The organism is Phytobacter ursingii (assembly GCF_001022135.1).
GTDB classification, from domain to species: Bacteria; Pseudomonadota; Gammaproteobacteria; order Enterobacterales; family Enterobacteriaceae; genus Phytobacter; species Phytobacter ursingii.
In genome coordinates this window covers 4,073,124-4,097,184 of sequence record NZ_CP011602.1, presented here as the reverse complement: position 1 = coordinate 4,097,184, position 24,061 = coordinate 4,073,124, and the positions used below count along the sequence as shown (strand labels likewise).

At 53.1% G+C, this 24,061-nt stretch carries 25 protein-coding genes; 19 read left to right on the top strand and 6 right to left on the bottom strand.

Going from position 1 to position 24,061, the window contains the following annotated elements; genetic code table 11:
- Positions 1-3 precede the first annotated feature (3 nt).
- The 11 genes from rnr to AB182_RS22795 all read left to right on the top strand — a co-directional run bounded on the left by rnr (position 4) and on the right by AB182_RS22795 (position 10,434).
- Entirely contained in the window at positions 4-2,436 is a 2,433-nt protein-coding gene (gene rnr, locus AB182_RS22845) for a ribonuclease R (protein ID WP_047372092.1), read from the top strand.
- 221 nt (positions 2,437-2,657) lie between these two features.
- Positions 2,658-3,674: a D-cysteate sulfo-lyase gene (gene cuyA / locus AB182_RS22840; RefSeq protein ID WP_047372091.1), complete on the top strand. Its 1,017-nt coding sequence runs from the start codon at positions 2,658-2,660 to the stop codon at positions 3,672-3,674.
- Positions 3,667-4,392 carry a cysteate racemase gene (cuyB, locus tag AB182_RS22835; protein WP_047373416.1) on the top strand — a complete coding sequence of 242 codons (726 nt, stop codon included), beginning with the start codon at positions 3,667-3,669 and terminating at the stop codon, positions 4,390-4,392. Before cuyA ends, cuyB begins: the two co-directional genes overlap by 8 nt.
- Before the next feature lie 74 nt (positions 4,393-4,466).
- The gene (locus AB182_RS22830; protein ID WP_047373415.1) at positions 4,467-5,468 is read left to right on the top strand and encodes a taurine ABC transporter substrate-binding protein; all 1,002 of its coding nucleotides are present in this window, start codon (positions 4,467-4,469) and stop codon (positions 5,466-5,468) included.
- Entirely contained in the window at positions 5,465-6,235 is a 771-nt protein-coding gene (locus AB182_RS22825; protein WP_047372090.1) for an ABC transporter permease, read from the top strand. The genes AB182_RS22830 and AB182_RS22825 overlap by 4 nt, the downstream gene beginning before the upstream one ends.
- Positions 6,235-7,011, top strand: a complete 777-nt coding sequence (locus AB182_RS22820) for an ABC transporter ATP-binding protein (protein ID WP_047372089.1) — start codon at positions 6,235-6,237, stop codon at positions 7,009-7,011. Before AB182_RS22825 ends, AB182_RS22820 begins: the two co-directional genes overlap by 1 nt.
- A 90-nt stretch (positions 7,012-7,101) precedes the next feature.
- Positions 7,102-7,833 carry a 23S rRNA (guanosine(2251)-2'-O)-methyltransferase RlmB gene (rlmB, locus tag AB182_RS22815; protein ID WP_047372088.1) on the top strand — a complete coding sequence of 244 codons (732 nt, stop codon included), beginning with the start codon at positions 7,102-7,104 and terminating at the stop codon, positions 7,831-7,833.
- 121 nt (positions 7,834-7,954) lie between these two features.
- Complete coding sequence (locus AB182_RS33405) at positions 7,955-8,191, top strand: DUF2170 family protein (protein ID WP_052958914.1); 237 nt, start codon at positions 7,955-7,957, stop codon at positions 8,189-8,191.
- A 9-nt stretch (positions 8,192-8,200) separates the two neighbouring features.
- Positions 8,201-8,599 (top strand): DUF350 domain-containing protein, encoded by a 399-nt coding sequence (locus AB182_RS22805; RefSeq protein WP_047372087.1) that lies wholly within the window; start codon positions 8,201-8,203, stop codon positions 8,597-8,599.
- A gap of 9 nt (positions 8,600-8,608) precedes the next feature.
- Positions 8,609-9,265 carry a DUF1190 domain-containing protein gene (locus AB182_RS22800; protein WP_047372086.1) on the top strand — a complete coding sequence of 219 codons (657 nt, stop codon included), beginning with the start codon at positions 8,609-8,611 and terminating at the stop codon, positions 9,263-9,265.
- 2 nt (positions 9,266-9,267) lie between these two features.
- A complete protein-coding gene (locus AB182_RS22795) occupies positions 9,268-10,434 on the top strand; it encodes a glutathionylspermidine synthase family protein (protein ID WP_047372085.1) in 1,167 nt (388 codons plus the stop codon).
- A gap of 1 nt (position 10,435) precedes the next feature.
- Here the strand turns inward: AB182_RS22795 and AB182_RS22790 are convergent, their stop codons facing one another.
- Entirely contained in the window at positions 10,436-11,737 is a 1,302-nt protein-coding gene (locus AB182_RS22790; protein WP_120785419.1) for an MFS transporter, read from the bottom strand.
- A 162-nt stretch (positions 11,738-11,899) separates the two neighbouring features.
- Here AB182_RS22790 and AB182_RS22785 point away from each other — a divergent pair, with 162 nt between their 5' ends.
- Positions 11,900-13,519, top strand: coding sequence for an isovaleryl-CoA dehydrogenase (locus tag AB182_RS22785; protein ID WP_047372083.1), 1,620 nt, complete (start codon positions 11,900-11,902; stop codon positions 13,517-13,519).
- On the opposite strand, the gene AB182_RS22780 is transcribed toward AB182_RS22785, so the two are convergent.
- From AB182_RS22780 to bsmA, 3 genes are all read right to left on the bottom strand, one after another.
- Positions 13,516-15,450, bottom strand: a complete 1,935-nt coding sequence (locus AB182_RS22780) for a methyl-accepting chemotaxis protein (RefSeq protein ID WP_047372082.1) — start codon at positions 15,448-15,450, stop codon at positions 13,516-13,518. The two genes, AB182_RS22785 and AB182_RS22780, sit on opposite strands and share 4 nt — an antisense overlap.
- A gap of 171 nt (positions 15,451-15,621) precedes the next feature.
- Positions 15,622-15,897, bottom strand: coding sequence for a DUF1471 family protease activator YjfN (gene yjfN / locus AB182_RS22775; protein ID WP_039077798.1), 276 nt, complete (start codon positions 15,895-15,897; stop codon positions 15,622-15,624).
- A 131-nt stretch (positions 15,898-16,028) separates the two neighbouring features.
- A complete protein-coding gene (bsmA, locus tag AB182_RS22770) occupies positions 16,029-16,358 on the bottom strand; it encodes a biofilm peroxide resistance protein BsmA (protein WP_071845938.1) in 330 nt (109 codons plus the stop codon).
- Between the two features lie 187 nt (positions 16,359-16,545).
- On the opposite strand from bsmA, the gene yjfP reads away from it, so the two are divergent.
- Complete coding sequence (gene yjfP, locus AB182_RS22765; protein WP_047372080.1) at positions 16,546-17,295, top strand: esterase; 750 nt, start codon at positions 16,546-16,548, stop codon at positions 17,293-17,295.
- 12 nt (positions 17,296-17,307) lie between these two features.
- Here the strand turns inward: yjfP and ulaR are convergent, their stop codons facing one another.
- Positions 17,308-18,063: an HTH-type transcriptional regulator UlaR gene (gene ulaR / locus AB182_RS22760; RefSeq protein WP_047372079.1), complete on the bottom strand. Its 756-nt coding sequence runs from the start codon at positions 18,061-18,063 to the stop codon at positions 17,308-17,310.
- A gap of 120 nt (positions 18,064-18,183) precedes the next feature.
- Positions 18,184-19,248 (bottom strand): L-ascorbate 6-phosphate lactonase, encoded by a 1,065-nt coding sequence (gene ulaG, locus AB182_RS22755; protein WP_047372078.1) that lies wholly within the window; start codon positions 19,246-19,248, stop codon positions 18,184-18,186.
- Positions 19,249-19,608: 360 nt separating this feature from the next.
- On the opposite strand from ulaG, the gene ulaA reads away from it, so the two are divergent.
- Genes ulaA through AB182_RS22725 form a run of 6 tightly spaced genes read left to right on the top strand, consistent with a single transcriptional unit; the run spans position 19,609 to position 24,015 of the window.
- Positions 19,609-21,006 (top strand): PTS ascorbate transporter subunit IIC, encoded by a 1,398-nt coding sequence (gene ulaA / locus AB182_RS22750; RefSeq protein WP_047372077.1) that lies wholly within the window; start codon positions 19,609-19,611, stop codon positions 21,004-21,006.
- A gap of 14 nt (positions 21,007-21,020) precedes the next feature.
- Positions 21,021-21,326 (top strand): PTS ascorbate transporter subunit IIB, encoded by a 306-nt coding sequence (ulaB, locus tag AB182_RS22745; RefSeq protein ID WP_039077792.1) that lies wholly within the window; start codon positions 21,021-21,023, stop codon positions 21,324-21,326.
- 9 nt (positions 21,327-21,335) lie between these two features.
- Complete coding sequence (gene ulaC / locus AB182_RS22740) at positions 21,336-21,803, top strand: PTS ascorbate transporter subunit IIA (RefSeq protein ID WP_047372076.1); 468 nt, start codon at positions 21,336-21,338, stop codon at positions 21,801-21,803.
- Positions 21,804-21,814: 11 nt separating this feature from the next.
- Positions 21,815-22,468: a 3-keto-L-gulonate-6-phosphate decarboxylase UlaD gene (locus AB182_RS22735; protein ID WP_120785418.1), complete on the top strand. Its 654-nt coding sequence runs from the start codon at positions 21,815-21,817 to the stop codon at positions 22,466-22,468.
- Between the two features lie 9 nt (positions 22,469-22,477).
- Positions 22,478-23,332, top strand: coding sequence for an L-ribulose-5-phosphate 3-epimerase (locus AB182_RS22730; RefSeq protein WP_047372075.1), 855 nt, complete (start codon positions 22,478-22,480; stop codon positions 23,330-23,332).
- On the top strand, positions 23,332-24,015 hold the full coding sequence (locus AB182_RS22725) for an L-ribulose-5-phosphate 4-epimerase (protein WP_047372074.1): 684 nt from the start codon (positions 23,332-23,334) through the stop codon (positions 24,013-24,015). The genes AB182_RS22730 and AB182_RS22725 overlap by 1 nt, the downstream gene beginning before the upstream one ends.
- Positions 24,016-24,061: the final 46 nt, after the last annotated feature.

Below are 24,061 nucleotides of genomic sequence, written 5' to 3'. Positions count from 1 at the left end.
GCTATGTCACACGATCCTTTCCTGGAACGCGAAGCTGAAAAATACACAAACCCCATCCCCAGCCGCGAATTTATCCTCGAACATTTAACAAAACGCGAAAAACCTGCCAGCCGTGAAGAGCTGGCGATTGAACTCAATATCGAAGGCGAAGAGCAAAACGAAGCACTGCGCCGTCGCCTGCGCGCCATGGAGCGCGACGGGCAGCTGGTCTTTACCCGCCGTCAGTGTTACGCCCTGCCAGAACGCCTTGATTTGCTCAAAGGAACGGTTATCGGCCACCGCGATGGCTATGGCTTCCTGCGCGTAGAGGGCCGCAAAGACGATCTGTACCTCTCCAGCGAACAGATGAAAATGTGTATCCACGGCGATCAGATTCTGGCTCAGCCGCTGGGTGCCGATCGTAAAGGCCGTCGCGAAGCACGCGTTGTGCGTATTCTGGTGCCAAAAACCAGCCAGATTGTCGGCCGCTACTTTACCGATGCGGGCGTCGGCTTTGTGGTGCCGGATGACAGCCGTCTGAGCTTCGACATCCTGATCCCGCCAGAAGAGATCATGGGCGCACGCATGGGGTTTGTGGTGGTGGTTGAACTCACCCAACGCCCGACTCGTCGCACTAAAGCCATCGGTAAAATCGTTGAAGTGCTGGGCGATAACATGGGTACCGGCATGGCTGTTGATATGGCGCTGCGAACTCATGAAATCCCGTATGTCTGGCCGCCTGCGGTTGAAAAACAGATCTCAGGGCTGAAAGAGCAGGTGCCGGAAGAGGCCAAAGTGGGCCGCATAGACCTGCGTTCCTTGCCACTGGTCACCATCGATGGTGAAGATGCCCGCGACTTCGACGACGCCGTTTATTGTGAGAAAAAACGCGGCGGCGGCTGGCGCCTGTGGGTTGCTATTGCCGATGTCAGCTATTACGTCCGTCCTGGCACACCGCTCGACGACGAGGCGCGTAGTCGCGGTACATCGGTCTATTTCCCTTCTCAGGTCGTACCGATGCTGCCGGAGGTGCTCTCCAACGGCCTGTGTTCACTCAACCCGCAGGTTGACCGTCTGTGTATGGTTTGTGAAATGACCATCTCGGCAAGGGGTCGTCTGACAAGCTACACCTTCTACGAAGCGGTAATGAGCTCCCATGCCCGTCTGACCTATAACAAGGTCTGGCATATACTGCAGGGCGATCAGGATCTGCGCGAGCAGTATGCGCCGCTGGTTAAGCACATCGAAGAGCTGCACAACCTCTATAAAGTTCTTGATGCCTCCCGTGCCGAACGTGGCGGTATCTCTTTTGAGAGCGAAGAGGCGAAGTTTATCTTCAACGCCGAGCGTCGTATTGAGCGCATTGAGCAAACTCAGCGTAATGATGCCCATAAATTGATTGAAGAGTGCATGATCCTCGCGAATATCTCAGCAGCGCGTTTCGTTGAGAAAGAGGATGAGCCCGCGCTGTTTCGTATCCACGACAAGCCAACGACTGAAGCGATCACTTCTTTCCGTACCGTCCTGGCGGAGTTGGGCCTGGAGCTACCGGGCGGTAACAAACCCGAGCCGCGCGATTATGCTGAACTGCTGGAGTCCATCGCCGATCGTCCCGATCATGAGATGCTGCAAACTATGCTGCTGCGATCCATGAAGCAGGCGGTCTACGATCCGGAAAATCGCGGTCACTTCGGCCTGGCGCTACAATCCTATGCGCACTTTACCTCGCCGATCCGCCGTTATCCTGACCTGTCGCTGCACCGAGCCATCAAATATCTGCTGGCGAAAGATGAAGGCCATACCGGCAACAGCACCGAAACCGGCGGCTGGCATTACTCTATGGAAGAGATGCTGCAGCTGGGCCAGCACTGTTCAATGACCGAACGTCGCGCGGATGAAGCAACCCGCGAAGTCTCTGACTGGCTGAAATGCGACTTTATGCAGGACCAGGTGGGTAACACCTTTTCCGGCGTCATCGCCAGTGTTACCGGTTTTGGTTTCTTTGTCCGGCTGGATGATCTGTTTATTGATGGCCTGGTGCACGTCTCCACGCTGGATAACGACTACTATCGCTTCGATCAGGTTGGTCAGCGTTTGATTGGTGAATCGGGCGGCCAGACCTACCGTCTGGGCGACAAAGTGCAGGTTCGTGTGGAAGCGGTCAATATGGACGAGCGCAAAATCGACTTCTCGCTGATCTCCAGTGAACGTGGTCCGCGCAATGTCGGTAAAACCGCACGCGAAAAGGCGAACAAAGGCAACGGTGCGAAACCGTCGGGTAAACGTCGTCAGACCGGTAAGAAAGTCAATTTCGAACCCGACAGCGCATTTCGGAAAGCCAAAGGCTCAGCGAAACCGAAGAAAGAAAAAAGCGCCAAAAAGCCGTCCGCGAAGACGCAAAAAATCGCCGCAGCGACCAAAGCGAAACGCGCCGCTAAAAAGAAAGTGGCTGAATAAGCCGTCCTGAAATACCGTCTAATAACCCCTCTCAATGCAGAGGGGTTATTCTTTTTTAACGTAATATATTCTCTCGGGTAATAGAAATCGCCATCCGGAAGGTTATTTCTCTGACTTAGCTAAATTGTGAAAATCGATATTTATTATTGGTGATTAGCGCTCAGAATCAGATGTGTATAGTGACTCCCATCCGTTATTCGCTTATTTAGCAAGGAGTCGTTATGCATCTGGCGCGCTTTCCCCGACTTTCACTCGGTCATTTTCCCACCCCTCTGGAGCCTCTGAATAATCTTTCTGCCTTATTGGGTGGTCCGAAAATATGGATCAAACGCGATGATGCAACAGGGCTTGCCAGTGGCGGAAATAAGACCCGTAAGCTGGAATTCCTGCTGGCCGATGCGCTGGCGAAAAACGCCGATATCGTGATTACCCAAGGGGCAACGCAATCGAACCACGTACGCCAGACCATCGCCGGGGCGGCAAAACTTGGCCTGGCTGCCAAAGTGCTGCTGGAAAAACGCGTCACTGACTTTGGCGAAGACTATCAACGTTCCGGCAACATTCTGCTGGATGATTTGCTGGGCGGCGAAATCGTTGCCCATCTGCCGGGCGGCACGGATATGCAACAGGCAATGGAAGAGTATGCCGCGACGCTGCGTGAGCAAGGGCATAATCCCTACATCATTCCCGGTGGTGGTTCAAACCCCATTGGCGCACTGGGCTACGTCGCCTGCGCCGAAGAGCTTCTTTACCAGTCTTCTCAGTTACGCTTGCGTATCGATCACGTTGTGCACGCCACAGGCAGCACGGGTACACAAGCCGGGCTGGTTGCCGGGTTTACTGCCACCAATAGCCAGGTGCCGGTTCTGGGGATTAGCGTTCGCGCGCCGAAGGCGAAGCAGGAAGAGAATGTCTGGAATCTGGCTTCACGCACGCTGGCGTTGCTGGGGGTGACTGGTGAGTTGCCGCGCGAGGCGGTGGTGGCGAACAGCGATTACGTGGGGGACGGCTACGGACTGCCGACCGAGAGTATGCTGGAAGCCCTGACCCTGTTTGCCCGCCACGAAGGCATTCTGCTCGACCCGGTCTATTCCGGGAAGGGGGCTGCCGGGCTTATCGACCTGATTCGGAAAGGGCATTTCCATAAGGATGAGAACGTGGTGTTTATCCATACCGGTGGCTCGGTTGGCCTGTTTGGCTATCGCCAGGTGCTGGAGGCGCATGCCCGCCATGGCTAAACCCTTTTTACTCGGCGTGCTGGGCGGCATGGGGCCGCTCGCCACGCTCGACTTTCAGCACAAATTGCTCGACGCTACGCCGGCGCAGAGCGATCAACACCATTTGCCGTCGGTAGTGTGGAATGTGCCGCAAATTGCTGACCGGCAAAAGGCGCTGGCCGGGGTTGGCCCGTCGCCGTTACCTCAGCTTCTTGAAGGTATTGAAAAATTGAATCAGGCAGGGGCGAGCCATATCGCTATCCCCTGCAACACCGCGCACCACTGGTATTCGCAACTGAGCGCCGCCAGCGATGCGCCCATTCTGCACATCGTGGATGCTACCCTGGACGCGCTATTAACGTCGGCTAAAAAGCCTGAACGTGTCGGCATTATTGCCACCAAAGGGACGCTGGATGCCGGCTGGTATCAGCAACGTCTTGCGGCTCAGGGGATTGAATCCATTACGCCCACCGAAGACGAACTGGCGGAGTGGTTTGTGCCCGGCTGCTATGCCGTGAAGCGCGGCAAACTGGCTGAGGGGGGAGAACTGCTCGCATTGCAGGCGCAGGCGCTGATGGCGCGCGGCGCGCAGCAACTGGTGCTGGCCTGCACGGAAGTCCCGGTGGCGCTGCGTGCTGTCGATGCGCCGTTCCTGTCGCTCACTCATGACCCCGCACAATCGCTGGCTGAACGATGTTCCCGCCTCTGGCAGGACCATCGTCTTACGCAACTGGCATAAATAAAGCGCTTTAATTGACTATTTTCTCCTGTTTTGCAGGAGAGATGACATGCATTGACCTCAAGGAAAAAGAAATGAAAAAAACGATCGGCGTATTACTCGCAGCAGGCAGCCTGTGGGCCAATATCAGTATGGCCGCTACGCCTTCTGAAGTTCGCGTCGCCTATAGCGGCGGCTCGCAGGTATTAATGCTGGCAAAAGCCGATGGCTCTTTAGATAAGGCATTACACAGCCCGGTGAAATGGGTGCAATTCGCCTCCGGTGCGGATGCGCTTAATTATTTCGCCAGCAATGCGATTGATATTGCCAATTTCGGTTCCAGTCCGGCAACGGCAGGTATTGTCCGTAAATTGCCTGTAGAGATTATTGGTGTCTCCGGTGTGATTGCCAGTTATGAACGTTTAATTGGTAAAGAGGGCATCAACAATATTAAAGATATTGAAGGCAAACGCGTGGCTTACCCGCCTAACTCCACCGCAGCCTATGCGCTGGAAGCGGCAATTAGCGTCAATAAACTCGATCGCAGCAAAATTACTTTGCTGCCTTTACGCCCGGCAGAGATGGTGGCAGCGTGGAAACGCGGCGACATTGATGCAGGTTACGTCTGGGCACCGTTTGCTCAGGAGCTGGAATCTTCCGGCGGTCATCAGGTTTTCGCCACCAAAGACCTGCAAAAAGAGGGCTACCTGATTTACAACAACTACGTGGTACGTAAGGCCTTTGCCGAGCAGTACCCGGAAGCGGTAACCGCCTTCCTGCGCGTGCACCAGCAGAAAGTCGATGAATTTAAGAAAGACCCGGAAAGCGCAGCCGCCATTGTGGCGAAAGAAGTCGGTGCTCCGATCACCACCGCCGCCAATACCCTGGGCGGGCTGGAATACCCAACGCTTGCTGAGCAGGGCACCGCGGCCTGGCTGGGTAATGGCACCGACACCACCCACAGCGGCATTGGCAAAGCGCTGACCAAAACGTCCAGTTTCCTTGCTGGCATTGGTGAAATTCGTAAGCAGGATATCCCGCAAAACTGGGATGCCGCGATTAACTCCCGTTATATCCGCGACGCGGCGGCAAAATGAGAGTAAGTCAGCATATCGCCATCAGCGTGCTGTCGGTGGCGATCTTCTTTGCACTCTGGCAGTTGGCGGCCACCCGGCAATGGGTGGACCCGCTGCTGTTGCCTTCGCTCACCGATATTGGCCTCACGGCAGAAGAACTGCTGGCAGACGGCTACCGCCAGGTGCCGCTGTGGCAGCACGTAGCGGTGAGCCTGGCCCGTGCCCTGAGCGCTTTTGCCGTCGCCATTGTGCTGGGCATCCCGCTCGGGCTGTTGATGGGGCTTTCGCCGGGTTTGTCCGCGGTGCTTAACCCGTTTGTGCAGTTTCTGCGTCCGCTGCCAAAAATCGCACTGATCCCGCTGGCGGTGGTCTGGCTGGGGATTGGTGAGGCCTCGAAATTTTTCCTGATTTTTATCGCCACCTTCCTGAGCGTCGTGGTGGGGGCGTCGGCGGCGGTAGAGTGCATCGGGCGGGCACGAATTCGCGTCGCCCAGACGCTGGGGGCGAACAAAGGGCAGATTTTCCTGCGCGTAGTGCTCCCTGACGCGCTACCGGATCTCTTTACCACCGTCAGGCTCTCCATCGGCATTGGCTGGACGTCGCTGATTGCCGCCGAAATGGTGGCTGCCAGTTCCGGCCTCGGCTGGATGGTGATTAACGCCAGCTCTTACTTACGTACTGATATCGTCATGCTCGGCATTCTGCTGCTGGGCGGGACGGGTTATTTACTGGATTTGATCCTGTTGGGACTGCAACGCCTGTTTGTCCCGTGGGCGGGGAAAGAATAATGAGTGCCATTGCGTTGGAAAACGTCTCCCTCTCGTTTGCCGCCAAACCGCAGCCGTTTACGGTGCTGGAGGAGATCAATCTCACTTTGGATAAAGGGGAGTTTGTGGTGCTGCTGGGGCCATCGGGCTGCGGCAAATCCACCATCCTCAATCTGGTCGCCGGGTTTACCAAACCGGACAGCGGACGCGTACTGGCGAGCGGCCAACCCGTGCAGCGGCCGGGGCCGGAACGCGGCATGATCTTCCAGCAACCGAACCTGTTTCCGTGGTTGTCGGTACTGGAGAACGTCACCTTCGGTCCGCGCCTGGGTCGCTATCAAAAAGAAGAGGTCAACGCGCGGGCGCTGGACTGGCTGAACCGCGTTGGTCTGAAAGGTTTTGAACAGCATGCGCCCTGGCAGCTTTCCGGTGGCATGAAACAGCGTGTGGCGCTGGCCCGTGCCTGGCTGCCGGGGCCGGAAGTCTTATTACTGGACGAACCCTTCGGTGCGCTGGACGCGCAAACCCGCCTGATGATGCAGGAGCTACTGCGCGAGGCCTGGCTGACGACGCAGACCACGCTGCTTTTCGTCACCCATGACGTGGAAGAGACACTGTTTCTGGCCGATCGCATCCTGGTGATGTCGGCGAAACCGGGAAAGATCGTCGAAGAGATTGTCCTGCCCTTTGGTCGCGAACGTGACATCGAAACGCTGGCGGAGCACCCGCAGTACGGCGAAATCAAGCAACACGTCCTGCATCGCGTGCGTCAGGAGGCGAAACGCCATCTTAGTTGATTCGATCTGGGGCGTCTGTCGGTTATAATGGGCGATGTGATTATCTGAACCTTTTCAACCCGGCGATATCGCCTCAAATGAGTACCCTTAATGAGTGAAATGATTTACGGCATCCATGCGGTGCAGGCCCTGCTGGAACGCGCGCCAGAGCGTTTTCAGGAAGTGTTTATTCTTAAGGGGCGCGAAGACAAACGTCTGCTGCCCCTGATCCACGCGCTGGAAGCGCAGGGTGTCGTGATTCAGGTCGCTAACCGTCAATATCTGGATGAAAAAAGCGAAGGCGCGGTGCATCAGGGCATTATTGCCCGTGTGAAGCCGGGTCGCCAGTATCAGGAAAACGATCTGCCGGATCTGATCGCCAGCCTCGAACAGCCCTTCTTCCTGATCCTCGATGGCGTCACCGATCCCCATAACCTCGGCGCCTGCCTGCGTAGCGCCGATGCCGCTGGTGTCCATGCGGTCATCGTGCCGAAAGATAAATCGGCTCAACTGAATGCGACCGCTAAAAAAGTGGCCTGCGGTGCGGCGGAGAACGTCCCGCTGATCCGTGTGACCAACCTGGCGCGCACCATGCGTCTGCTACAGGAAGAGAACATCTGGATTGTCGGCACTGCCGGTGAAGCAGATCATACCCTGTTCCAGAGCAAAATGACCGGCCCAATGGCGCTGGTGATGGGCGCCGAAGGCGAAGGCATGCGTCGTCTGACCCGTGAGCACTGCGATGAACTGATCAGCATTCCGATGGCGGGTAGCGTGTCGTCACTGAACGTGTCGGTCGCCACCGGTATCTGCCTGTTCGAAGCGGTACGTCAGCGCAGCTAAATGGTGTTGTAAAAACCACCCGAATGGGTGGTTTTTTATAATCAGATGGCTGTTAATGTTTTCTTTGCGTGTTATTTTAATACTGTTATGACATGGTTCAATTCATACAGGATGTTAAAATATGTCATGGTCGAAGATGTCGTTGTACAACGTATTATCAAAATGCTCGGCTTTAAATATCGATCTAAAAAATAACCGTGATTTTTTTATCCTCGTAATGAGGAATTACGGTAAATTGCAATTAAATATCCTGCTGGCATCCTGCCAAATAATTATTGAAAGATATATTTTTCTGGTTAAGTTAATTCGACAACCTGAGAAATTCAACGCGTTTTTATTGCGTAGATTAGTTTGCTAAGGAAAAAGAATGCATACCGTGGACGCTTTGTTGGCTTTTTGCTCGTATTTTTTTATCGGTACAGCAATGGCAATCTGTTTTTTGTTTATATACTCGCGCATAACCCAACATGATGAATGGGGTTTGATTAAAAATAATAATATTGCAGCTTCGCTCTCATTATCCGGTTCGCTACTCGGCTATGTGGTCCCATTATCTAGCGCAGCGATTAATTCAGTCAGTATTCCAGATTATTTAATTTGGGGTGTTATTGCACTGATTGTCCAGCTATTAATATATGCTGGTGTGCGGTTATATATGCCAAGGTTTAGTGATTATATTGTCGATAATAACGTCGCAGTAGGTTTGTTTATGGGTGGCGCAGCGCTGGCAGGTGGTATTTTCAACGCAGCCTGCATGACATGGTAATGAATGATCATGGGCAGAAAAATAAAATCAAAGAGTAACGATAATTCGCCAGCACAGGTTCGGTTTAAAAATTATGGTAATGGCGAAACGATCGACTCACAGACGAGAGAACGAAAAAGTGCCAGCTACCTGACGCTGGCGATTATGGGTGGTGCCGCCTTCTTCGTGCTCAAAGGTTGTGAGGATGGTAACGCAGACAACGAGGGTGACGGCGTATTTTATTCCTCGCCGCAAGACTGCATTAAAAAGGGTAACAGCGCTCAGTTATGCACCGATGCCTGGAACAGTGCCAAAACAACGTTTGAAAATGAACTGCCAAAAAATATGTCGCAGGAGGATTGCTCCCGACAATATGGGCAGTGTTATTACAACAACGTGGGGCAGAGTTGGACACCCGTACTGGCAGGCTTTCTGCTAAGCCAGGTGGTACGTGAAAACCGTGATGACAAGGATACTAACACCAGCACCAACACCAGCAGTGTTGGTGGGGGAAGCGGCTACAGCTCGCGTGCAGTCTGGAATACCGCATCAGGCGATTATGCCTGGCGTTCTGACAGTAAAAAATCCGCTGACAACCGCTATGGCATAACAGTCCGAAAAGCGACCACTGTTGCACGCGGTGGCTATGGGCGCTCTTCAGGTCTACGTGGAAGTTGGGGAGGATAACCATGTTGCGACATGATGTACCTGTTCGTCCGGAACTGGATAAGATCGCCCACGACCACGGTTTCGATTTTCATATCATTGATGATGAAATTTACTGGGACGAAAGCCGTGCTTATCGTTTTACCCTACGGCAAATTGAAGATCAGATCGAAAAGCCAACGGCCGAGCTACACCAGATGTGTCTGGAGGTTGTGGATCGGGCGATAAAAGATGATGCATTACTGGAGCAACTGGCTATTCCGTCGTTGTACTGGGATGCTATTGCTGAAAGCTGGCGTAACAACGATCCCTCGTTGTATGGCCGGATGGATTTTGTCTGGTGTGGTAAAGATCCCGTCAAGCTGCTGGAATATAACGCGGATACGCCAACCTCGCTGTACGAGTCGGCTTATTTTCAGTGGATCTGGATGGAAGAGTCTCGACGTAGCGGTACTATCCCGCGTGATGCCGATCAGTTTAACGCTATTCAGGACAAATTGATCGCTCGTTTTAATGCATTGCGGCGCGAAGAGCCTCTCTATTTTTGTTGCTGCAAAGGCACGGAAGAAGATCGCGGTACGGTGTTTTACCTTGAAGATTGTGCTCGTCAGGCAGGATTAGATACACGCTTTATTTATATTGAAGATCTGGGATTAGGTGTTGGCGGCGTACTGACAGACCTCGATGATAACGTTATTCGCCAGGCATTTAAACTATACCCGCTTGAGTGGATGATGCGTGACGAAAACGGCCCTATGCTACGTAAGCGTCATGAACAATGGATTGAGCCGCTGTGGAAAAGCATTCTGAGTAATAAGGGTCTTTTGCCATTGTTGTGGCGTTTTTTTCCGGATCATCCTAACCTGCTGCCCGCCTGGTTTGACGGTGAAACACCGGTGATTGCGCCGGGTTTCGCAGGTTGCGTGCGTAAGCCACTGTTTTCCCGTGAGGGGGGGAACGTGACGATTTTTGACAGACATAAGAATGTGATTGTCCATGAAGATGGAGATTATGCGGACGAGCCGATGATTTATCAGGCTTTCCAGCCACTCCCGCGTTTTGGCGACAGCTATACGCTGATTGGGAGCTGGGTGGTCGATGATGAAGCCGTAGGCATGGGGATCCGCGAGGATATTTCGCTTATCACCAAAGACACCTCGCGTTTTATTCCGCACTATATTGCCGGATAGTTCATCGGCTCTCCGGTGTTGTCTGGTCGTCTAACGTGCGCTGATGGTCATCCTTCCTGAGCGTCATCAGCGCAATTACACTGACCACCGCCGTTGCCATCACGTAATATGCCGGAATATCGAGATTCCCCGTTTGCTTAATCAGCCCGGTAATAATCAGTCCCGCACAGCCTGAAAAAATCGCATTCGACAGCGAATACGCCAGCCCCAGCCCGGTATAACGCACCCGTGTTGGGAACATTTCCGCCAGCATCGCAGGCCCGGGCCCTGCCAGCATACCTACCAGTCCACCAGCGATAAATACGACGCATGCTTTCACCAATAAGCTGCTGGATTCTGCCTGTAAAATTTTCAGCAGTGGCAACGCCAGAATTAGTAGCATCACAGCAGCGGTGACCATCACCGCGCGTCGCCCAATCCGATCGCTCAGCATGCCGGACGGAATAATCGTCAGGGCGAATCCGGCGTTTGAAATCACCGCAATCAATAGCGCCTGATTAAAACCCGTGTGCAACGCCGATTGAAGGTAGGTCGGCATAATGACCAGATAGGTATAGCCTGCCGCTGACCAGACCATCAGGCGGCCAATGCCGGTGATAATGGCTTTTAACGTACTGGCGAAACTGGCCGCCTGAGGTGGAGTCGACTGCGTTTGCTGGCGTACGAAACTGGGGGTCTCTTCCATGTTAACGCGAAGCCAGAGCGCAACGCCTCCCAGTGGAATGGCGATGAAAAAGGGGATGCGCCAGCCCCAGTCGTGCAGCGCTTCCGTACTCAGTAATGCTGACAACAACGCGACGACTCCGGCTCCCGCCAGAAGCCCGAGGGCGACGGTCAATGATTGCCACGCACCGTACAGCCCGCGCTTACCTTTTGGCGCAAATTCGGTCATCAGCGAGACAGCCCCGCCGTATTCCCCACCGGCAAACAGTCCCTGCAAGATCCGTAACAATGTAATGAGCAGCGGCGCGGCAACGCCAATGCTGGCATAAACTGGCACCAGGCCAATCGCCGCGGTCGCCAGCGTCATCAATACGAGGACAATAATCAGCGTCGGCTTACGGCCTATCCGGTCACCCATGCGACCAAATACCACCGCTCCCAATGGCCGGAAGAAGAAGGCCACAGCAAATGCGGCATAGGTCAGGATCAGACTGGTGATAGCCGATTCACCTGTGAGGGTAAAAAAGTTCTTCGCAATCACCGTGGCAAGAAAGCCATAGACGGCAAACTCGTACCATTCGATAAAATTGCCGATAGAGCCTGCAATCAGCGCTCTTTTTTGTGCATACGTTGTCGTCATGGGCGTCACCGTTCCTGGTTTCATAACATTAAGCCTCGCCGCTAAGTGTGGGTAACGCAAACAGAAAGCGCCCATACGCGCCGTTTTGTGACCGCCATCGCGGGCGGAACGCCCCCCATCTGCCCATACTTACTGCCGATGCCATTGATGGAGGGCAAACAGATGCACTGGCAAACGCATACCGTTTTCAATCAACCCATCCCCCTGAATAACAGTAATCTTTTCCTTTCCGATCGAGCCCTGTATGACGCTGTTATCCGTGAAGGGGCGGCCTGGGATACGGATTTACTGGCCAGTATTGGTCAGCAATTGGGGACAGCGGAATCGCTGGAGCTCGGCAGGCTGGCTAATGCTAATCCGCCGGAACTGCTGCGTTATGACCCGACGGGGGCACGACTTGATGATGTGCGGTTTCACCCCGCCTGGCACTTGCTGATGCAAGGCCTGTGCGCCAACCGCGTTCATAACCTGGCGTGGGAAGAGGATGCGCGTAGCGGCTCGTTTGTTGCCCGCGCCGCCCGGTTTATGCTCCATGCGCAGGTGGAAGCCGGTTCGTTATGCCCTGTAACGATGACCTTTGCCGCCACGCCGCTATTACAGCATTCGCTTCCTGCCCCTTTTAAAGACTGGCTAAAACCACTGCTAAGCGACCGTTATGACCCCCATCTCGCGCCAGGCAACCAAAAGCGTGGCCTGCTGATGGGTATGGGGATGACGGAAAAACAGGGCGGTTCGGATGTGCTCAGTAATACCACGCGAGCGCAACGCAGCGGCGACAGCTATCGGCTGGTGGGGCACAAATGGTTTTTCTCAGTACCTCAGAGCGATGCGCATCTGGTGCTGGCGCAGGCAGAAGGCGGACTCTCCTGCTTTTTCGTACCGCGTTTTTTACCCGATGGTCAGCGCAATGGAGTGCGACTCGAACGCCTGAAAGACAAGCTGGGCAACCGCTCAAATGCCAGCAGCGAAGCGGAGTTCTGCGAGGCCAGCGGCTGGCTGGTCGGGGAAGAGGGTGATGGCGTGCGTCAAATCCTCAAAATGGGCGGCCTGACCCGCTTTGACTGTGCGCTGGGGAGCCACGGTCTGATGCGCCGGGCATTTTCCGTGGCGCTGTATCATGCCCATCAACGGCAGGCATTCGGGAAAAACCTCGTCGACCAGCCCATGATGCGGGAAGTCCTTAGTCGGATGGCGCTGCAACTGGAAGGGCAAACCGCGTTTTTATTTCGCCTTGCCCGAGCGTGGGATGGTCGCGCTACGCCGGAAGAGACGCTTTGGGCACGGTTGTTTACTCCCGTTGCGAAATTTGCGGTCTGCAAAGCGGGTATGCCATTTGTTGCCGAAGCCATGGAGGTCCTGGGCGGTATTGGCTATTGCGAAGAGAGCGAACTTCCCCGGCTATACCGGGAAATGCCGGTTAACAGTATCTGGGAGGGCTCGGGCAATATTATGTGCCTTGATGTGTTACGCGTACTGGCCAAACAGCAGGGGATCAGTGAGTTGTTGCACGATGCGTTTGGCGCAGTCAAAGGCCAGGACAGGCATTTTGATCGCGCATGGCGCCAGTTACAGCAACAGTTGCGTAAGCCTCTGGAGGCGCAAGGGCGGGAAATTACCCAACAGCTGTATTTGTTAGCGACGGGGGCACAAATGTTGCAGTTCGCTTCCCCGTCGATAGCGCAAGCCTGGTGCCGGATGATGCTGGATATACGCGGCGCGTCGGTTCTGACGGAGCAGGTACAAAATGACCTGCTGCTGCGTGCCACGGGCGGTGTCGGTTAGTCCGTTTTCAGGCTAAACAGGCGGACCACCTCCGTCAAATGCGCCCCTTTTTCGCGCAGTGTCTCAGCGGTTTGCTCACTGCGCGTAACCCGTTCTGCGTTAATGTGCGTGGCTTCGCCGATATGCGCCATGGCGATATTGACCTGGTTAATGCCAGCCGACTGCTCATGAGAGGCGTTGTTAATCTCATTAACCAACTGGTTAATGTGGTTCATATGCGCAGTAATAGACTCCATCGCCTGTCGGGTATTGTTGGATAAAGTATGGCCCTCACGGACTTTTTTGAGTGTATCGCTGGTCAGCTCATCGATCTCTTTTACCGCATTGGCGCTGCGCGCTGCCAGCGCCCGTACTTCCTGGGCCACGACGGCAAATCCTTTACCATGTTCCCCGGCGCGAGCGGCTTCAACCGCGGCGTTAAGCGCCAGGATATTGGTTTGAAAGGCTATTGATTCAATCACATGGGTGATGTCGGCAATCCGCTGGGAGGCGGTACGAATCGCGTCCATGGTCGCCACCGCTTCTTCGACGGTGATCCCACCCTTTTGTACTTCCACGGCGGTTTCATTCACCAGCGACTGCATCTCTTCCATACTGGCGGCATTCTGCTGGAGCGTCGCGGCAAGTTGCTCCATGCTGGCTGATGTCTCCTCGACGCTGCTGGCCTGCTTGTTAATTTGCTCGCTGATTTCACTGCTGTCGGCGGCAAGCGCATTGGTACCGTGGTGAATATCGCTGGCAGATTCACGGACTTGCAAGACAATGGTATGCAAACCATTGCCGATCCCGTTGATGGCCTCAATGAGTTGCCCCACTTCGTCCTGACGTTTGATATCCAGACTATCCCGCAGGTCGCCCGACGCGTAACGGCTGGCCAGGCCGATGGCTTCACGCAGAGGGCGGGTCAACCAGCGGCGAACAATCACCACAAACAGTGCGGCAAACAGCAGAGAGAGCGCCAGCCCGGCAATCAGGAACTGGTTGCGTAACGTATTGACATCATTAAGTAATACCGCTTTATCGACTTCGCCCACCACCGTCCAGTTCCAGCCGGGCACGGTTATCCAGGAGAGCATTTGTCGATGACCATCGGGGCGCTGCTGTTCCAGCGTACCGGCAGTCTCTTGCAAAACGGTATTCAGATCGCGTTCATCCCACTGTGGACGTTTACCCTCCTCGCTGGGGTGGAACAGATAGTTACCGTAGTTCTTGCCATTATTACGATCCAGTACGTAGAAATGACCGCTATCACCAAGCTGGCGCCCGAGGATCTTACTGCGCATGATCTCCCATGAGTGGGTGATGTCCACGCCGACAAATAAAATGGCTATTGTGTTGCCGCTACTGTCTTTTACCGGCTGGTATTGCGTGATGTAGCGCTTACCGAATAATAAGGCCAGCCCACGGTACGTTTCGCCTTTCAACGCCGGTGCAAAAGCCGGGCTGGCTTTGTCCAGTTTTGTGCCTATTGCACGATCGCCATTCTCTTTACGTAATGAGGTGGCAACGCGCACAAAGTCATCGCCGCTGCGCACAAACAGTGTGGCGATAGCCCCGGTGCGGGTAAGAAAGTCATCAACAAGGGTGTTGTTTTCATGAAGATCGCTGTCGCCCCCTTTCAGCAAGGGAACGCTGATACCGTTAATGTCACGGCGCTGCGCCTGATCCAGGGTAACAGGCTGAGGCAAAAAACTATTGAACAGGCGGGTATAGCTTTCAACCTCTTCGCTCAGGCTGCTGTTAAACATTTCTACCATATCCTGGACGCCCGTGGACTGATTATGGAGATCTTCCACCGCCAGCGTTTCCAGTTGTTGACTGGCTTTATTGCTTAACAGAAAGGTAAAAACCAGGAAAAGCACGGCTACGCTTGTACCCGTCAAAAGAGAAAGTTTAGTGCCGAGTCCAATGCGACTAAAAAAGGTGCTCATAAAATATCCGCTGAAAAGAGTGTCAGCACCTTCAACGGCAATAATTCGATAACATTTAATGTGTCAGTGTAACAAAATATTGCAAAATTGTATCTCTATGGTAAATCATTGTTAAAAATGACATAAACAAAAAAGCCACTTTTTAAAAGTGGCTTTTCGGAGGGGGACCTGTCAGGCATAAAGTATGGCCTGAACTCGCCAGTTATCTGCCCGTTGTTCTTCCTGCATCTGAATAATGCGATACCATGATGCGCCTTGTTCGTCGGCTTTTAACGCGATGACACGCTCCACATCTTGTGGACTTCCGGAAACATTGTTGACAGAAATCAGGCCAATTTCATTGAGCCCGGTGACGCAGTCAGCGCTCGCGAACTCTGCTGGCTGCGCTGTTATGCTGGCTAAACCTGTAGAAAGCAACAGTGAGTTTAAGGCAAGAGATCGTTTCATATCAGCTCCATTCCACGTTACCCCGACTTTTTCCAGGGCACTCCTTCGCACGAAAATTCCATACATTCCATTGTGCACAGGCAAACATAAAAGGACGCAAAGCAGTGTAAATCTTCCTTAAACCCAGACGCTTAATGACGATATAACATCGCCCGTGCGTACCAGCGACCTGGAATTACCGTGTCATCCATCATTATGATGACGTAGTAATCTGCTTTTTCAGTGGTCGCTCTGGCTTTTATTTCATCTTCAACGTCCATAGGCGAACCCAGCACGGATACGCTAAATGCTCCCATTTCCTGCAGGTTTTGCGTCTGATTACGACTTATCTCCTGCGGATGATCGCTGACGGGCGGAGCGGGCTGTGGTTTACCTTCCAGCACACTACATCCACTCAAAAACAGCGCCACAACAAGTGCGAGAAACCAGCGCGTCATGTTTTCATGTCTCCTGATAGCCATAGTGTAGTTCCATAATAAATACGCAAGAGGGGAATGTTCCCAATTTTGCTATTGCCAACATAAGTTTCGAATGAAAATGCGATCGGCGCAGCATCTTTATCTAAAGGGTAACACTGAATAGGCAAACGCAGACTTGCAGCTTCGAAGATGTGATGGCATACCAGCACTATAGATCAAGGAGAGGCCAATGATTGAACTCGACGTACGGCATTTTGCCGGGATTGAAACCTTGCACGCGTTTCCTGCGGGCAAGGGGGAACAGCCATTACCCTGTATTGTTTTTTACCACGGATTTACCTCGTCCAAACTGGTATATAGCTATTTTGCCGTGGCGCTGGCTCAGGCCGGGTTCCGGGTCGTCATGCCTGATGCTCCGGAACATGGCGCCCGGTTTGACGGCGATGAAAGTCGGCGGCTACAGCGTTTCTGGCAAATCTTGCAGGGAAATTTTGCGGAGTTTGCGGCACTGAAAGCGGCGCTGTATCAGCAGGGCTTGATTGACAATCACCGGCTCGGTGTGGGAGGTGCATCCATGGGTGGCATGACGGCGCTCGGTATTATGACGCAGTTCCCGGAGGTCAGGAGCGTTGCCTGCCTGATGGGGTCCGGCTATTTTTCCACCCTGGCGAGTACACTTTTTCCGCCGCTGGAGGTGACCACGCCGGAACAGCAGGCGGCCTTCGGTGAGATTGTCGCGCCGTTAGCAAAATGGGATGTCAGCGGGCAATTAGCACAGCTTGCCAGCCGTCCGCTTTTTCTCTGGCATGGGGAGGAGGATGATGTGGTACCCGCAGCGGAAACATTACGCCTGCAACAGGCACTGACGTCTGCTCACCTGGACGGGCAGCTAACCTGCCTGTGGGAAGCCGGCGTAAAACATCGCATAACACCTACCGCCCTGACGGCCACCGTCCGCTTCTTCAGCGACCATCTGTAATGACACATCTACCTACACGCGCATCACTTTAACCCCCTGATCCTCAAGTTTTTTGAGGATTTCGGGGTTGGCCTGTTTGCCGGTAATCACCAAATCAATTTGATCGGCGTTGCTGAACAACATACCCGCACGCTCACCGACTTTGCTGCTATCCACCAGAACGACCAGTTTTCCCACCATGTTCAGCATTTTCTGTTCGGCCATCGCCGTCAGCATGTCGGTTTTATAGAGACCTTCTGCCGTCAGCCCTTTGCCACTGGTAAACATCCAGTGACCAGCATAGAGGCTATTTTCACTGCTTTGCGGGCTCAGTGTGATGGACTGCGTCTTATTGTACTGACCGCCCATAATGACCACGCTTTCGTGTTCTTGTTCGATAAGGTAGTTGGCGAGCGGTAGATAGTTAGTGATGATTTGCACCGGTTTACCGCAGATTTCGCGCCCCAACAGGAAGGCGGTTGATCCACAGTTGATCACCACGCTTTCTCCAGCGCTAACCAGTTGCGATGCAGCCCTTGCGATACGCACTTTTTCATCGTGGTGGAGTGCTTCATGGATATTCATCGGCGACCAGCGTGGACGTTGCTGGCTGATGGCCTCGGCGCCGTTACGCACTTTCTTAAGTTTGCCACTCTCATCCAGTTTATTGATATCGCGGCGTGCGGTTGCAGGAGAAACACCCAGGCTGGCGATCACTTCTTCAACTGTAATAAAGCCCGTCTGCGCCAGTTGATCCAGCAGTATTTGATGTCGTTGCGCTTCCGTCATGAGCTATTCCGATGATTAATGATGTGAAAAGATGATATTTGAAATAGCCTGAAATTACTAAAGATAAGTGCACGATACTGATGATAAAAAGCGGGTACACACAGGTACCCGCTCCGGTTTTTAGAGGAAAGACTTAAACGGTAAGTCTGGCTCGATAGAGAAGCAGTCATCAAAACCACGAGGGTAGTGATATTCAAAATTGTCTTTATCCAAAGGCCAGGTAAATTTCCCGCCCACCTGCCAGATATAAGGCTTAAAGCCATACTGTAAGCGATCTTTTTTCATATTCCACAGAACACGGATCTCTTGTGGATCGGCCTGAAAATTTGACCAGATATCGTGGTGGAAAGGGATCACGACTTTTGCATTCAGCGCTTCAGCCATACGCAGAATATCGGCACTGGTCATCTTATCCGTAATACCGCGTGGGTTTTCGCCGTAAGAACCCAATGCCACATCGATCTGATGCTCGTTGCCATGCTTCGCATAGTAGTTGGAATAGTGCGAGTCGCCGCTGTGGTACAGCGTACCGCCGGGCGTTTTAAAGAGATAGTTCACAGCTCGCTGATCCATGCCGTCAGGCAGTATGCCCGCTGCTTTTTGCTCTGCCGGGAGGGTAATTAATGCGGTGCGATCGAATGCATCAAGCGCATGAATTTCAATATCTTTCACGCGAACAATATCACCCGGTTTGACGACGATACAGCGCGATTTCGGTACGCCCCAGCCAATCCATAAATCGACACAGGTTTGTGGGCCGATGAAGGGAACATCATCAGCACAGTTCTTCATGACGGCAGCGGCGACGTTGACATCAATATGATCGTTGTGATCGTGGGTGGCGAGGATGGCATCGACCTGACGGATAGCGAACGGGTCCAACACAAACGGCGTTGTGCGCAGGTTCGGCTGCAATTTTTCGACACCGGCCATGCGCTGCATCTGATGGCCTTTTTTCATCAACGGGTTACCATGACTCTGCTTGCCCGTACCGCACCAGAAATCGACACACACATTGGTATGCCCTTCTGATTTCAGCCAGATACCGGTACACCCCAGCCACCACATAGCAAAGGTGCCGGGAGCGACATGTTCCTGCTCAATTTCCTCATTAAGCCAGCTTCCCCATTCAGGAAACGTGTTCAGAATCCATGATTCCCGGGTAATGGTTTCAATCTTACTCATCGTGTCGCTCCTTACCTTTAAATCAAAATAAATCATAATGTGATAACTTGTGATTTATATTTTCACAGTTTCATCATGATAGCAACAGGGTTGGAGGTGTTATCTCGCATCAGAATTGTGCTTTTACGGCGGTTTTTTCATGCTGATTTTTATGTGATTTATATTAATTAATTGAATTAAATAAACTATTTTAAAGGTTCTGGTACTGGATATGTACGCACAGTGAGAATGGGGAAATAAATTGCGTGATGCATCACAATTAATCAAAAACAATCTTTTTGTGATTATTTATGATTGATAGAGTGTTTTCACCTTGTGCTGCATTGCGCAGATGCAGCCACTTTCTTACTGGAGCAAGTTATGGAGATTCTCTACAACGTCTTCACCGTCTTTTTTAATCAGGTGATGACCAATGCCCCGTTACTGCTGGGGATCGTGACCTGTATTGGCTATATCCTGTTGAGAAAAAGTGTCAGCGTTATTGTTAAAGGCACGATCAAAACGATCATCGGCTTTATGCTGCTGCAGGCGGGGTCGGGGATTCTGACCAGTACGTTTAAACCGGTGGTCGCCAAAATGTCGGAAGTGTACGGCATCAACGGCGCGATTTCTGACACTTATGCGTCAATGATGGCGACCATCGAACGTATGGGCGATGCATACAGTTGGGTGGGTTACGCCGTATTGCTGGCATTGGCGCTTAATATTGGCTACGTACTGCTGCGACGTATCACCGGAATTCGCACCATCATGCTAACCGGTCACATCATGTTCCAGCAGGCTGGTCTGATTGCGGTGTTCTTCTTTATTCTCGGCTACTCCATGTGGACCACCATTATCTGTGCCGCCGTGCTGGTTTCACTCTATTGGGGCATTACCTCCAATATGATGTACAAACCCACGCAGGAAGTGACAGATAACTGTGGCTTTTCTATCGGTCATCAACAGCAGTTCGCCTCCTGGATTGCTTACAAAATCGCCCCTTATCTTGGGAAAAAAGAAGAGAGCGTTGAAGATCTGAAACTGCCGGGCTGGCTGAATATCTTCCACGACAACATTGTCTCTACCGCCATTGTCATGACGGTTTTCTTCGGCGCGATTCTGCTTTCCTTTGGCCTCAATACTGTTCAGGCGATGGCGGGGAAAACCCACTGGACGGTTTATATCCTGCAAACCGGCTTTCAGTTTGCGGTAGCGATTTTCATTATCGTCCAGGGCGTACGTATGTTTGTCGCTGAGCTTTCCGAAGCTTTCAACGGTATTTCTCAGCGCTTGATTCCGGGTGCTGTGCTGGCGATTGACTGCGCGGCGATTTATAGCTTCGCACCGAACGCGGTGGTCTGGGGCTTTATGTGGGGGACAATCGGCCAGTTGATTGCGGTCGGCATCCTGATTGCCTGCGGTTCCTCCATTCTCATCATTCCTGGCTTCATCCCGATGTTTTTCTCTAACGCCACTATTGGCGTCTTCGCCAACCACTTCGGCGGCTGGCGTGCCGCCATCAAGATTTGCCTGGTGATGGGGATGATCGAAATCTTTGGCTGTGTGTGGGCGGTAAAACTGACGGGGATGAGTGCGTGGATGGGGATGGCTGACTGGTCCATCCTGGCACCGCCGATGATGCAAGGCTTTGCCTCCGTAGGGATCGTGTTTATGGCCGCGATGATTTTGATTGCCCTGGCTTACATGTTCTTCGCCGGTCGCGCTCTGCGTGCTGAGGAAGACGCGGAAAAACAACTGACAGAACACTCTGTTTAAAAAGGAGTTTGATTATGACCGTACGTATTCTGGCTGTGTGTGGTTGTGGGCAAGGCAGTTCCATGATCATGAAAATGAAAGTTGACCAGTTTTTGACGCAACAAAAGGTCGACCATACGGTGAACAGCTGCGCAGTGGGGGAATACAAAAGCGAGCTGAGCGGGGCGGACATCATCATTGCCTCTACCCATGTTGCCAGCGAAATCGAGGTCTCCGGTAATAAGTACGTGGTTGGGGTACGCAATATGCTCTCTGCCGCTGATTTTGGTCCGAAGCTGATGGAAGTCATCAACGCCCATTTTGCACAGGATGTGAAATAAGGACTCACTATGAAATTACGTGACTCTCTGGCGGAGAACAATTCGATTCGCTTACAGGCAGAGGCCAGAACGTGGCAGGAGGCAGTGAAGCTTGGCGTGGATCTTCTGGTAGAGGCTGAGGTTGTTGAACCGCGTTACTACCAGGCCATTCTGGATGGCGTTGAAAGGTTCGGACCGTACTTCGTGATTGCCCCGGGGCTTGCCATGCCTCATGGCCGCCCGGAAGAAGGGGTGAAGAAAAATGGCTTTGCACTGGTGACCCTAAAAACACCGCTGGCTTTTAATCACGAAGACAACGATCCGGTCGACATTCTCATCACTCTGGCGGCAGTGGATGCACGTACGCATCAGGAAGACGGCATCATGCAAATCGTCAACCTGTTTGAAGATGAAACGAATTTTGACCGTTTACGCGCCTGTCGCACGGCGCAACAGGTACTGGATTTAATTGATAGCGCCACGGCGGCGTCTGTATAAGGAGCAAAAACATGTCTGATTTACCGATGTTACAGGTGGCCCTGGATAACCAGACGCTGTCACATGCTTATGAGACCACCCGCTTAATTGCCGAAGAGGTGGATATTATTGAGGTAGGCACCATTTTATGCGTTGGCGAGGGCGTTCGTGCTGTTCGCGATCTCAAGGCACTGTATCCTCACAAAATTGTACTGGCCGACGCCAAAATTGCCGACGCCGGGAAAATCCTTTCAAGGATGTGCTTTGAAGCCAATGCTGACTGGGTGACCGTGATCTGTTGCGCTGATATCAACACGGCCAAAGGCGCACTGGATGTGGCGAAAGAGTTTAACGGCGACGTTCAGATTGAACTGACCGGCTACTGGACGTGGCAACAGGCGCAGCAGTGGCGAGATGCAGGCATTCAACAAGTTGTCTATCACCGCAGCCGTGATGCGCAGGCGGCAGGTGTCGCCTGGGGTGATGCGGATATCAATGCGGTGACAAAGCTGGCCGAAATGGGCTTTAAGGTGACGGTGACCGGCGGGCTGGCGCTGGAGGATCTGCCGCTGTTCAAGGGCATTCCCATTCACGTCTTTATTGCCGGGCGCAGTATCCGCGACGCCGCTGATCCGGTTGAAGCGGCGCGTCAGTTTAAGCGCTCGATTGCTCAACTATGGGGCTAAGGAGCGGGCATGTTGTCGAAACAGATCCCGCTGGGTATCTACGAAAAAGCACTCCCTGCGGGGGAGTGCTGGCTGGAACGGCTGCGACTGGCGAAAACGCTGGGTTTCGATTTTGTCGAAATGTCGGTTGATGAAACCGATGCGCGTCTTGCCCGCCTCGACTGGCACCCCGAGCAGCGTCTGGCGCTGGTGGCTGCGATAGCCGAAACGGGTGTTCGCGTTCCCTCTATGTGTCTGAGTGCGCATCGGCGTTTTCCGCTGGGCTGCGAAGATGACGCGGTACGCAACCAGGGTCTGGAGATCATGCGCAAGGCTATCCGGTTTGCGCAGGATACCGGTATCCGCGTGATTCAGCTCGCTGGTTATGATGTTTATTACCAGCAGGCAAATGATGAAACGCGCCGCCGTTTTCGTGACGGGCTCAAAGAAAGCGTTGAAATGGCCAGCCGTGCGCAGGTAACCCTGGCGATGGAAATTATGGATTACCCGCTGATGAACTCGATCAGCAAAGCGCTGGGGTACGCACACTACCTTAATAACCCGTGGTTTCAGCTCTATCCGGATATAGGCAACCTTTCTGCCTGGGATAACGACGTGCAGATGGAACTATTGGCAGGCGTCGGCCATATCGTTGCGGTTCATGTCAAAGATACGCGCCCTGGCGTTTTCAAAAATGTCCCCTTTGGCACTGGCGTAGTGGATTTTGAACGTTGTTTCTCCACGCTCAAAGAGAGCGGCTACTGTGGTCCCTATTTGATCGAGATGTGGAGTGAAACGGCAGACGATCCTGCGGCAGAAGTGCTAAAAGCGCGTGACTGGGTGAAAGCGCGAATGGCAAATGCAGGTTTAGTGGAGGCGGCATAATGCAAAAGCTTAAACAGCAGGTATTTGACGCCAATATGGATCTGCCACGCTATGGGTTAGTAACCTTTACTTGGGGAAATGTCAGCGCTATTGACCGTGAACGTGGGCTGGTGGTGATTAAGCCCAGCGGTATTGCCTATGAGCACATGAAGCCAGATGACATGGTTGTGGTGGATGTTCAGGGTAACAGGGTGGAAGGGCAGTGGCGCCCGTCTTCCGATACCGCAACACACCTTGAATTATACCGGCGCTATCCGCAGCTTGGCGGTGTTGTACATACCCATTCCACGCATGCCACGGCCTGGGCGCAGGCGGGGCTGGCCATTCCGGCGCTTGGCACCACGCATGCAGATTATTTCTTTGGCGATATTCCCTGCACCCGGGCACTTTCTGAAGAAGAGGTACGGGAAGAATATGAACTCAACACCGGAAAAGTGATCGTCGAGACGCTGGGTAAAAGTAATCCACTGCATACGCCGGGAATGGTGGTTTACCAGCACGGTCCGTTTGCATGGGGAAAGGATGCTGCGGACGCTGTTCATAATGCGGTGGTCATGGAAGAGGTTGCCCGGATGGCCTGGATCGCATGTGGCATCAATCCGGCGTTAAAACCGATTGATAATTATCTGATGAACAAACACTTTATGCGTAAACACGGGCCGAATGCCTATTATGGTCAGTAGGTCATCGCCCGGCCAGGTGAAGCACTGCTGGGATCGCACATTAATT